Source organism: Spirulina sp. CS-785/01 (assembly GCF_028330525.1).
GTDB lineage: Bacteria > Cyanobacteriota > Cyanobacteriia > Cyanobacteriales > Spirulinaceae > JAQMSD01.
Genome location: NZ_JAQMSD010000153.1, coordinates 18,494 through 29,885 on the forward strand (window position 1 = coordinate 18,494; position 11,392 = coordinate 29,885).

Here is an 11,392-nt window from a genome sequence, read left to right on the forward strand (position 1 = left end):
TTTTCACTGTAATTGAAAATGCCACCAACTGACGACCAGCAATTTCAGCAAGACTTCACCGAAACCCTCGCCCAAGTCGAAGAAAAACTCGCCAACCTCAAAGCCCGTTATACCCAAGTCCAACAAGACCAACAGCAACTCCAACACCTGCAAAACCGCCGCCAGCACCTCAAAAAAGACCGTCGCACCCAAACCGCCGCCCATCCCCTCCAAGGGGAACTCGACCGCATCGAAGCCGAGATCGACGTACTCGAACTGAACCTAGAAAGTCACCTATTCAACTGGAAAAGCCTCCAAGAACCCTTCTGGCAAATCGTCCGCTTTACCGGACTAGGCATTATTATCGGTTGGCTGTTAAAAATGGCGGTTGGGTGATGGGTAAATGCCCATTACCCATTACCCAACCTATTAAAACTCGCTTTCGTCGTAGCTTCGAGAATTAAAACTGCCCTCATTGTCCCGTTTTGATCCCAAAAGGTCTAGACGAGACACACGAATGACTGGCTTAGACCGGGGTGCGCCTGTATTGCGGTCTTCCCAACTGTCAATTTTCAAAGACCCTTGAATCCCAATCAACCCCCCCTTACGGACATAATTGGCCGCAATTTCTGCGGTTTTATCCCAGATTTCCAAATTAAACCAATCCGGTTGATCGTCATTGCGGCTACGGCGATTCACCGCTAGGGGTAAATTACACACCACACTACCCGATTCAAAATAACGCACTTCTGGGTCTCTGCCTGCACGACCCACCAAATGTACAAGATTAAGACTCATAATAGTTCAATTTTACTAAAGCAACATCACCTAGTTTACTGGATTTAGCGCACCAAAGTTGAGCGAGTATTCCTTTTGTCCGGAAAAAAAGCCTTAGACTAGAAAAAAGAAACCACTACAACCCTCAAATCTAGGCATACTGAACCAAAAACTCCTCAGTCTGACTAGACGCAAGGGACAAAACATACTAAAATCCACATCGGTTACTTGCTAACTAGACTAACATTAACTTAATCCTATTATCGCAGTATCGCACTTTGGGGGCGTAGAAAGGAGTGGGAATCTTCAGTCGCTTTACATTATCAAGAGACATGGGTATTGATCTAGGTACCGCGAATACCCTTGTTTACGTCTCTGGAAAAGGCATTGTTTTACAAGAGCCTTCCGTTGTTGCCATCGACCAAGACCTGAAAGTCCCGCTAGCAGTCGGGGAAGATGCGAAAAAAATGCTCGGACGAACCCCCGGTAACGTGGTTGCCTTACGTCCCCTTCGCAACGGCGTGATTGCTGATTTTGACACAGCAGAATTGATGCTCAAGCACTTTATCCGCCAAGTTCACGAAGGGAGAACCTTGGTTTCTCCCCGCATTGTAATTGGGATTCCCAGTGGTGTGACCGGAGTGGAACGAAGAGCCGTCATGGAGGCCGCTTCCCAAGCGGGTGCTAGAGATGTCTATTTAATTGATGAACCTGTCGCGGCTGCGATTGGTGCAGGACTTCCGGTGGCAGAACCGACCGGAAACATGATTATTGATATCGGGGGAGGGACAACCGAAGTTGCGGTTCTCAGTTTACAGGGGACTGTCTTGAGCGAATCTGTGCGCGTTGCTGGAGACGAATTGAGTGAGGCCATCACTCAGTACATGAAAAAAGTTCACAACCTCGTGGTTGGGGAAAGAACCGCCGAAGAAATTAAAATCAACGTCGGGTCTGCTTATCCCACCCAAGACGATGAAGAAGCAACCATGGAAGTCCGAGGACTGCACTTGCTATCCGGTTTACCTCGTACTGTGACCATTAAAGCCTTAGAAGTCCGGGAAAGTATGTCCGAACCTTTAGCGGTGATTGTCGATGCCGTGAAGCGGACCTTAGAACGGACTCCGCCGGAGTTGGCCGCAGATATTATTGACCGGGGTATTATGTTAGCGGGTGGGGGTGCATTGCTCAAAGGACTAGATACTTTAATTAGTCACGAAACGGGCATTGTGACTCACGTGGCGGCTGATCCTTTAAGTTGTGTGGTTTTAGGAACCGGTCGGGTTTTAGAGAACTTTAAACAACTAGAGCGAGTCTTCAGTGGTCGTTCTCGCACAATGTAATTCAGAATAGGTTTAATAGGGTGGTCGCTTCGCAGTTCGGCTTAATGGTCTCAAGGGAATTGCGATCGCGCAACCCCCTCACTTAAACAGACGACCGCAAAAATTATTGATCATGTTTACAGTGCGTCGCTGGTGGGAGCGTTACGGCTCACAGTTTATTCTAATCGGCATCGTCCTAGGCGTTGCCCTCTTTATCCGTCAAACCCAAGGGGCTTTGATCTTTGAACTCTATGCTCATGCAATCCGGCCCTTTCAAACCGGGCCTCCACCGGACGAAAAATGGCGCGAGGGTGAAGTAGAACGTCTAGAAGGCCAACTCACCGCGCTTGAAAAGCAAAACGAAGAACTCAAAAAACTGCTTGACTACAAAGAAGAGCAACAACTGGAATCTATTTCAGCCCGGATCATTGGCCGCAGTGTTGATCACTGGTGGCAACAAATTATTCTGGATCAAGGCAGTAATGAAGGAGTCAAAGAAGGGTATGTCGTCACCAGTCCTGGGGGGTTAGTCGGTCGCGTCATCAAAGTCACCCCTCATACCAGTCGTGTGTTACTGATCAGTGACCCCACCAGTCGAGTGGGGGCAAAACTCTCCCGTAACAACTACATGGGCTACATTCGCGGTGGCACAAAAGGAACAGCCACCATGGTCTTTTACGAAAAAGTCCCCAACGTGAAAAAAGGCGATCAAGTCGTCACCTCCCCGGCCAGTCAACTCTTTCCCCCCGGAATTCATATTGGGGTCGTCGAATCCGTCCATTTACAACAAAATCCAGCCCCCGAAGTGGAAATCAAACTAACTGCTCCCATTGAATTTCTTGAATGGGTAACAATCCATCCCCATACAACGAAGTATTAGTGGAGATTCGTGTTGAAATTTTTAGAAGCTGCACCTCGGTTACGCCACCTCTTTAATTGGCTCATTATCGTTGGCTCTGCCCTACTCTGCCTCTTAATTCTACCCGCCCGACTACCCGGCACAGAACTCATGGGCATCCGCCCCAACTGGCTCTTAATTTGGGTCGTTGTCTGGAGTGTGAAACGCACCGTCTGGCAAGGAGCATTAGCCGGAATTGCCCTCGGATTAATCCAAGATGGCATGACCGCCATTAATGTCCCCACAGTCCCTGATCAGACCATCTTTACCCTCTCCGATGAAACCAAAGTAGTGGTCGATATTGCCCTCTCTTACCCCTCCCACATCATTAGCTTGACCATTGTGGGGGTTTTAACCGCCCGTATTCAAAAACAACGTTACATTCAAGAGGATTTTATCTCCATTGCCCTAATTGTCTTCGGAATGGCCGTCATCGCTGAAACTGTAACCGCCGTCCAGTACAGTTTACAAGGGTTTCGCAATCCCGCTTTAGTCTGGACCGAACATCAACGCATTGCCCTCTCATCGGCAATTTTGAGTAGTTTATGGGCCCCAGTGGTCTATTATCCCCTCAATCGTTGGTGGGAATATTTGAATAGTAAAGAACAAACCTCTTGAGATAATTAATAATTAATCGTTAAGCTGTTGTGCCTTTAAATTGGTATGTGATAGGAGGGAACAGCCCTTCGGCTTCGCTACCCCTGACGGGACGCTAACGCGAACAGGGCAAGGGAACAGGGAACAGGAAAGAGGGAAAGGGATTAGAGTATTTTTGGCTCACTTGAAGTAACCCAGTTTAAAAGTGTTTTATCTTAGTTAACTGGAACAATTGTCAACATTCAGGTTCAGCATTCAGATATTATTCTTTCGTTCGTAGTAAGCCCTTTAGGGCTTCTTTCCCCTCTAACAGGGTAAAATGATCTGAATCCTTACGAAAACTTATAGTTTTTCTGAATCTTTGTGATAACTTAAAAGCTGATTAACTGAGATTACTCATTCTGTCGTTTTTGAAAACATTAAATAACCCCTTATGACAACTTATAAAATTGGTGTAATTGGTGGTAGTGGACTGTATAAAATGGATGCCCTCAAAGACATTGAGGAAGTCCGCGTAGATACTCCCTTTGGTTCACCGTCTGATGCTTTTATTACCGGAAAATTAGCGGGAGTTCCCGTCGTCTTTTTAGCCCGTCACGGACGCAACCACCATTTACTCCCGACAGATATTCCGTTTCGAGCGAATATTCATGCCTTGAAACAATTAGGCGTAGAATATTTAATTTCAGCTTCAGCCATTGGCTCTTTACAAGAAGCCATTAAACCCCTTGATATGGTAATTCCCGATCAATTTATTGACCGTACTCGGAATCGAGTTGCAACTTTTTTTGGGGAAGGCATTGTGGCACACATTGGGTTTGGTGATCCCGTTTGCACCCAATTGGCCGATATTCTCGCCGATAGTGTAGATTCTCTAAATTTACCCGAAGTGCATCTCCATCGAGGGGGGACTTATGTTTGTATGGAGGGGCCGGCCTTCTCGACTAAAGCGGAGTCTCACTTGTATCGCAGTTGGGGGGCCAGTGTCGTGGGAATGACCAATTTGCCAGAGGCTAAATTAGCTAGAGAGGCGGAAATTGCTTATGCAACGTTGGCTTTGGTGACAGACTATGATTGCTGGCATCCTAGCCATGATAGTGTCACGGTGGAGATGATTATTGAGAATTTACACCGGAATGCGGCTAATGCTCAACAGGTGATTCAGGAGGTGGTGAAGCGGTTAAACGAGAATCCTCCCGAATCCGAAGCCCATTCTGCTCTAAAATATGCCATTCTTACTCCTCTTGATCAAGCTCCAGAGGCGACGAAGACTAAGTTACAGGCTTTGTTACATAAGTACCTTTGAGGGTTGGTTGTTGGTTGTTTGTGAAATAGGGAACAGGGAATCGGGAACAGGGAATCGGGAACAGGGAATCGGGAATAATATATTTTTATTTTCCCCATCTCCTCCATCTCCCGACTCCCATTACCAATCACCAATCACCCACTATGCAAATTTTGGTAATTTTTACTATAATTAGGTCAAAGTCCTAATGTATCGATCGCAACTGATAACGCCCGTGTTTACAACTGCTCTCGAAACTCCCCAAGTTAACCAAGTTCCCGATGATCTGTTTAGCGCGATCGCGGAATTAAAACGTGACCTGAAAGCCGTCATTCTCGCGCATTATTACCAAGACTCAGACATTCAAGACATCGCCGACTATATAGGGGATTCCTTGGGCCTGTCGAGGCAAGCGGCCAACACCGACGCAGAAGTAATTGTTTTTGCGGGGGTTCACTTCATGGCCGAAACCGCCAAAATTCTCAACCCCAACAAATTAGTCCTACTCCCCGACTTAGAGGCCGGATGTTCCTTAGCCGATAGTTGTCCTCCCGAAGAATTTGCCGCCTTTAAAGCACAACATCGAGATCACCTCGTGGTGTCTTACATTAACTGCACTGCGGCGATTAAAGCCATGAGTGATATTATCTGCACCAGTTCCAATGCGGTAAAAATCATCGAGCAAATTCCCCCCGAACAGCCCATTATTTTCGCCCCAGACCGCAATTTAGGGCGGTATGTTATGGAACAGACAGGACGAGATTTAGTCCTCTGGCAAGGCAGTTGTATCGTTCACGAAACCTTCTCCGAGAAAAAGATCATTCAACTACAAGTCGAGCATCCCAACGCCGAAATTATCGCCCATCCCGAATGTGAACCCCAACTGTTGCGCCATGCCCAGTATATTGGTTCAACCACAGCATTACTAAAATATATTCAAACCAGTGAGTCCCCAGCATTCATTGTGGCCACTGAACCGGGGATTATTCACCAAATGCAGAAAACGGCCCCCCACAAAACCTTCATTCCGGCCCCCTCAACCAATAACTGTGCCTGTAATGAATGCCCCCATATGCGCCTTAATACCCTCGAAAAGCTCTATTGGGCAATGAAACATCAAACCCCAGAGATTCGTCTCTCTGAGGACACCTGTGCGGCGGCCTTAAAGCCCATTCAACGAATGTTAGAAATGAGTTAGATTGGGTGATGGAATCGGGAGATGCCTTTTCTCAAGCACGGAGAGGCTACGCGAACGGCTTTGCTACCCCTGACGGGACGCTAACGCGAACAGGGCAAGGGGGAGATAGGGAAGATGGAGGAGATGGAGGAGAACCAACTGTTCCCTATTCCCTATTCCCTATTCCCTATTCCCTGTTCCCTGTTCCCTTAATTCACAAACAGCAAAAAACCAACAACAAACAACAATATGTATGTCAAAATAAACGATATCCTAATGTTGTTTCCATTGATCCATGACCCAAGACCCTGCTCAAATGGATTTTGTGGCTTACGTTGAACAGGCGGCCATATTGACGAAATTACCGATTGTTCCTCATTATGTTGAAGGGGTTGTTGAAAATTTAGAGCAGATTGCCGCGATCGCTCATTTGGTGTCAGAATTTCCCCTCCCTGAAGAGATCGAAACCGTGCCTGTTTTTGAACCATGAGGAACATTGACCTCCCAACCGCCGATGCGGTGACTATTGCCAAAGCAATTCGCGCTCAAACAGTCACGGCAACTGGAGTGATTGAAGATACCCTCACGCGCATTCATCACCAAGATGAGACGCTGAATTGTTTTACTGGGATTCTGGGGGAACCGGCCAAAGGCCGGGCCCGGGATATCGATCGCGCGATCGCGCAGCAAAGAAAAGTCGGCCTCCTCACCGGAGTCCCCTTCGCCGTCAAAAACCTCTATGATGTCGCCGGAGTCACCACCCTAGCCGGGTCAAAAATTAATCAAGACAACCCCCCCGCCCGGTTCGATGCCACCGCCATCGCCCGCCTAAAACAAGCCGGGGCCGTCCTCATCGGCACATTAAACATGGACGAATATGCCTATGGCTTCGTCACCGAAAACAGTCACTACGGCGAAACCCGCAACCCCCACGACCTCACCCGCATTGCCGGAGGCTCATCCGGCGGGTCTGCCGCCGCCGTAGCCGCCGGGTTAGTCCCCATCGCCCTTGGCTCAGACACCAACGGGTCCGTGCGAGTTCCCGCCGCCCTCTGTGGAGTCCTCGGCTTTAAACCCACCTATGGCCGCCTCTCCAGAGCGGGAATAGCTTTATTTTCCAGTAGCCTAGACCATGTTGGCGTATTTACCCGTTCCGTGCGGGATATGGCCTCCGTCTTCGACTTCTTACAAGGAGAAGACGACCGGGACCCCGTATGTACACGCCATCCCCCCGAACCCGCCTTACCTCAAATTAACTTAGGCATTCGGGGACTCCGCATTGCCGTCGCGGCTGGCTATTTTCAACAAGGGGCCGACCCAGAAGCCTTAGCCGCCGTAGAAACTGTGGCTAAAGCCCTCAATGCTCACGCTTCCGTGCAACTGCCCGAATCTCAGCGAGCTAGAGCCGCGGCCTATATTATCACCGCCGCAGAAGGGGCAAATCGGCATATTTCCCGCTTGCAGACCCGGCCCGAAGACTTTGATCCGGCAACCCGCGATCGCTTCCTCGCCGGAGCATTATTACCCTCCCCTTGGTACATTCAATGCCAACGCTTTCGGCGATGGTATCGAGACCGTATCCGCAACCTCTTTAAACATTGGGACATCATCCTCGCCCCCACCACCCCCTGTGTCGCCCCTCCCATCGGTCAAGAACGCATGGTCATCGCCGGAGAAGAAACCCTCGTGCGGCCTAACCTCGGTCGCTTCACCCAACCCCTCTCCTTCGTCGGTTTACCCGTCCTCTCCGTCCCCGTCACCGCCACCTCAACCCTCCCCCTCGGCGTACAAATTATTGCCGCCCCCTACAACGAATCCCTGATTTTGCGAGTAGCCGCATTATTAGAAAAAGAAGGCATCATCAACATCACCGTCCCTCCCACCACCGAATAGAAGAACCGAATAGGAGATGGGAGAGCATTACCAAAAATAATGGGTCTAAAGCCTCGCCCTGACTTCGACAAGCTCAGTCACCTTTTAGGGCGACTTGATGGTATAATACTTTTTATAGGTTTATCTCACGTAAAATGCTCGTCTTAGAGTTCAAAGCTAAAGGAAAACCAACTCAATACAGTGCCATTGATGAGGCCATCCGAACGGTTCAATTCATCCGCAATAAAGCAATTCGATGCCAGGATGGATAATTTGGGAGAAAGCAAGTTGGGTCTATGAATGAAGAATCCACGTCCTTGGCGTGGAGTGTCAATGAGAAAGTGTCAACCTACGATTGGATTGTAATTGGTGGAGGAATTACCGGGGCTACCTTGGCCTACGAACTCGTTAAACAAGGATTAAACGTCCTCCTCCTTGAAAAAAATACCAGCCCCGATAACGCCACCCGGTATAGTTATGGGGGACTCGCCTATTGGTCTGGGACCTCTCCCCTCACCCGTCAACTGTGTGAAGAAGGCATCACAATTCATCGGCAACTCTCCGCCGAATTGGATACTGACACAGAATTTCGGGAATTAGATTTAATTTTGACCGTCTCCCCAGAGGATAACCCCGCAACCCTCGCCCAAAATTATCAATCCTTCGCCATTCCCCCAACAATTCTCACCCCAGAGGAAGCCTGTCAAAAAGAACCCCTACTCAACCCTAACGCCCTCTCTGGCGCGTTATTACTCCCCCATGGGCAGATGAACCCCTACAAAACCAATCAGGGCTATTTAGCCGCATTTCAACGCCTTGGGGGAACAGTGGCCTTTGAACCTGGGGTGAGGTTACAACAGCAAGCGGAAAAAATAGTTGGAGTTCAAACCCCGACAACTCACTATTCTGCCGCCCATACTGTAGTTTGTGCAGGGGGATTAACGCGCCAACTCTTGCGGGAGAATGGAATGACTGCCCCGGTTTATTTTACCCATGCAGAAGTCATTGAAACCGTCCCCACGGGGTTAAAACTGCATAGTGTTATTATGCCAGCCGCTTTACAACGGTTTAGTTTAGAAGCGAATTCCACCCAACCAGACAAACAACCCCTTTGGGAGGAAGCGAATCAAGAAATCCTCCCTCCCATTCTCGATCCGGGGGCGGTTCAGATGCAAGATGGGAGTTTTCGGTTGGGCCAATGGAGTCGTGTTTTATCGAGTCCTGATGCAATGATTGATCCCCAAACCAGTGAAACCCAAATCCGTCAACGGGTTGGCGCAATTTTACCCACTGTGGCACAACTGCCGGGGAGATGGCGACATTGTTTAGTGGCGTTTAGTCCGGAAACTTGGCACTCTGTTGGGCCTGTGGACAATAGAGAAGGGCTTTATCTCTTTTCTGGGTTTAGTAATCCTTTAGTTTTCACCCCCGCTTTAGCGCGACATTTTGCGACCTGTGCCACGGGACAAGAAGACCCCATTTTAGAACAAATTAGTGATCTCTAAGATGACAATCTTCCGGACGGTTGGGTGAAGCAACCTCCCTAAGTCCTACCCCCTTATAAACCCGTAATCGTGTGAATTTTTAGAAAATTTGTGCCTCTGGCCTGTTGAACGGGACTACTGCCCATAATTAAGACTTTATCTCCCTTTTCAGCGAGTTGTAAACGACAGAGGGTGTCCTCAATGGCATTAATTAAGGGGTCTAATGCCTTAATGTTGTCATCCAGGAGAATGGGAGTAACACCCCAGATTAAATTTAGTCGATAATAGACCGCTTGATCGACAGTGAAGGCGATGATGGGGGCGCGAGGCCGTTCGGCGGCAGCTAAACTGACAGTGTAGCCTGTTGTCGTGAATGTGGCAATCCAGCGTAAATCGACAATTTTATCAACGGTGTTTAATGCCTCACTCAAGGCATGGGTTTCACTGTGGGTTTCGGGAGGGAGGTTAGTGAATTCAAGGCCGGGTTCAACTTCGGTGGCAATTCGCGCTAACATTTGGACGGCTCGCAGGGGATATTTCCCGACTGCTGATTCTCCCGATAACATGACTGCATCTGTACCATCAATAATGGCATTGGCCACATCACTGGCTTCGGCCCGGGTGGGATTGGGGTTTTCAATCATGCTATCTAGCATTTGCGTGGCAGTAATGGCCGGGATGCCGTGTTGGTTACAAGCACGGATAATGCGTTTTTGTAGCATGGGGACTTTTTCTGGGTTCATTTCTACCCCTAAGTCTCCTCTGGCCACCATAATGCCTTCACAGGTTTGGATAATGGCATCTAAATGCGCGATCGCTTGGGGTTTTTCAATTTTTGCTAACACTGGCACATCTGGCTTACCATGCTTCTCTAACAAGGTTTTCAGTGCATAGATATCTTCGACTTGACGGACAAAACTCAAGGCCACCCAGTCCATTCCTTGAGAGAGTCCAAATTCTAAATCTTGTTTATCCTTCTCGGTTAACGAGGGTAAACGTAAATTGAGGGTGGGAAAATTGACTCCTTTACGACTTTGCAATCTTCCCCCCCGGATGACCTGACAATCTACCGTTGTCCCTTGAATTTTGGTGACGGCCAATTCTAAATTGCCATCATCTAAAAGAATCGGTGTTCCCACTTCCGCTTCTTCTGTAATGTAAGGATAATCAATGGGAATACTGTGGGGAGTTTCTTGATAATCATTCAGGGGGACCAGTGTTACCGTTTGGTTGGAGGTTAAAGACATTTCTCCCGTTGGTAGATGACCCACGCGGATTTTCGGCCCCTGTAAATCTTGTAAGAGAGCAAGGGACATATCCATGTCTTGGGCCACTTGACGGAGAAGTTGGATTTTTTCGGCATGATCTTCATAACTGCCGTGAGAGAAGTTTAAGCGGGCCACTGACATCCCTGCTTCGATCATCTGGCGAATCATATCTGGGGAACAACTGGCCGGCCCGATGGTGGCGACAATTTTAGTCCGGTGGGGATGAATAATCATAAAGGAAAACTCGGTAAGTGTGAAAATCCCCTGACTGAGGGAATAGAAGGGCTGATCAGAGGAGATTCAGTACACAATACTGAGTCTGCTCGATAGCCTCCGCTTTACTGTTATCTCATCGCACTCAGGTTAAACTGAGTACAATTTCCTAAGATTTACAGATTTTCTTTATGACTTCTCCCAAGAGACCGGATGAGGAACGGGTATTACAAATTTGGCAAAATAAGATTAGGATTGCTGATAGCAATAATATTTTCTGTCATTGTCGTTACTGTGGGGAAGAATGGGTGACATCGGAGCGTCACCCGACTTGTGGGTGTGGGAGTAGGGATATAGAAGCGATCGCCTGTTGGCAATTCCCCAGGGCGAACGCACACAATTCTTCATAATTGCGAGAGGTGATGGGGGGATGCGAACAACACTTTAAGAAGATAATCGTCATCCCAACCGGCTTTGAGACGTTTAGCATGGACTCCTCCTCGAGCCGAGCGGTCTTGAGCCA

General features: G+C 48.5%; 13 protein-coding genes and 1 pseudogene. 12 read left to right on the forward strand and 2 right to left on the reverse strand.

The genetic code is table 11. The features are described from left to right. The first annotated feature begins 18 nt into the window (after positions 1-18). Positions 19-375 carry a hypothetical protein gene (locus PN462_RS10465; RefSeq protein ID WP_272128126.1) on the forward strand — a complete coding sequence of 119 codons (357 nt, stop codon included), beginning with the start codon at positions 19-21 and terminating at the stop codon, positions 373-375. A gap of 33 nt (positions 376-408) precedes the next feature. On the opposite strand, the gene PN462_RS10470 is transcribed toward PN462_RS10465, so the two are convergent. Next, positions 409-777, reverse strand: a complete 369-nt coding sequence (locus PN462_RS10470; protein ID WP_272128127.1) for a single-stranded DNA-binding protein — start codon at positions 775-777, stop codon at positions 409-411. Between the two features lie 311 nt (positions 778-1,088). Here PN462_RS10470 and PN462_RS10475 point away from each other — a divergent pair, with 311 nt between their 5' ends. From PN462_RS10475 to PN462_RS10515, 10 genes and pseudogenes are all read left to right on the forward strand, one after another. After that, a complete protein-coding gene (locus PN462_RS10475; protein ID WP_272128128.1) occupies positions 1,089-2,096 on the forward strand; it encodes a rod shape-determining protein in 1,008 nt (335 codons plus the stop codon). A 112-nt stretch (positions 2,097-2,208) separates the two neighbouring features. Beyond that, the gene (mreC, locus tag PN462_RS10480) at positions 2,209-2,955 is read left to right on the forward strand and encodes a rod shape-determining protein MreC (RefSeq protein ID WP_272128130.1); all 747 of its coding nucleotides are present in this window, start codon (positions 2,209-2,211) and stop codon (positions 2,953-2,955) included. 9 nt (positions 2,956-2,964) lie between these two features. Next, positions 2,965-3,591 (forward strand): rod shape-determining protein MreD, encoded by a 627-nt coding sequence (gene mreD / locus PN462_RS10485; protein ID WP_272128131.1) that lies wholly within the window; start codon positions 2,965-2,967, stop codon positions 3,589-3,591. A 412-nt stretch (positions 3,592-4,003) separates the two neighbouring features. Continuing rightward, entirely contained in the window at positions 4,004-4,876 is an 873-nt protein-coding gene (locus tag PN462_RS10490; protein ID WP_272128132.1) for an S-methyl-5'-thioadenosine phosphorylase, read from the forward strand. Positions 4,877-5,090: 214 nt separating this feature from the next. Then, positions 5,091-6,053 carry a quinolinate synthase NadA gene (nadA, locus tag PN462_RS10495; protein WP_272128133.1) on the forward strand — a complete coding sequence of 321 codons (963 nt, stop codon included), beginning with the start codon at positions 5,091-5,093 and terminating at the stop codon, positions 6,051-6,053. A 5-nt stretch (positions 6,054-6,058) separates the two neighbouring features. Further along, positions 6,059-6,331 (forward strand): hypothetical protein, encoded by a 273-nt coding sequence (locus PN462_RS10500; RefSeq protein ID WP_272128134.1) that lies wholly within the window; start codon positions 6,059-6,061, stop codon positions 6,329-6,331. Beyond that, the gene (locus tag PN462_RS10505) at positions 6,328-6,522 is read left to right on the forward strand and encodes a DUF4089 domain-containing protein (protein ID WP_272128135.1); all 195 of its coding nucleotides are present in this window, start codon (positions 6,328-6,330) and stop codon (positions 6,520-6,522) included. The genes PN462_RS10500 and PN462_RS10505 overlap by 4 nt, the downstream gene beginning before the upstream one ends. Then, the gene (locus tag PN462_RS10510) at positions 6,519-7,925 is read left to right on the forward strand and encodes an AtzE family amidohydrolase (RefSeq protein WP_272128136.1); all 1,407 of its coding nucleotides are present in this window, start codon (positions 6,519-6,521) and stop codon (positions 7,923-7,925) included. The genes PN462_RS10505 and PN462_RS10510 overlap by 4 nt, the downstream gene beginning before the upstream one ends. A gap of 134 nt (positions 7,926-8,059) precedes the next feature. Continuing rightward, positions 8,060-8,161: pseudogene (locus PN462_RS23515) on the forward strand (transposase); the annotation flags it as partial. A 39-nt stretch (positions 8,162-8,200) separates the two neighbouring features. Beyond that, positions 8,201-9,409, forward strand: a complete 1,209-nt coding sequence (locus tag PN462_RS10515; protein ID WP_272128137.1) for an NAD(P)/FAD-dependent oxidoreductase — start codon at positions 8,201-8,203, stop codon at positions 9,407-9,409. 53 nt (positions 9,410-9,462) lie between these two features. Here the strand turns inward: PN462_RS10515 and pyk are convergent, their stop codons facing one another. Then, positions 9,463-10,890 carry a pyruvate kinase gene (gene pyk, locus PN462_RS10520; protein WP_272128138.1) on the reverse strand — a complete coding sequence of 476 codons (1,428 nt, stop codon included), beginning with the start codon at positions 10,888-10,890 and terminating at the stop codon, positions 9,463-9,465. A gap of 170 nt (positions 10,891-11,060) precedes the next feature. On the opposite strand from pyk, the gene PN462_RS10525 reads away from it, so the two are divergent. Further along, entirely contained in the window at positions 11,061-11,279 is a 219-nt protein-coding gene (locus tag PN462_RS10525; protein WP_272128140.1) for a hypothetical protein, read from the forward strand. Positions 11,280-11,392 lie beyond the last annotated feature (113 nt).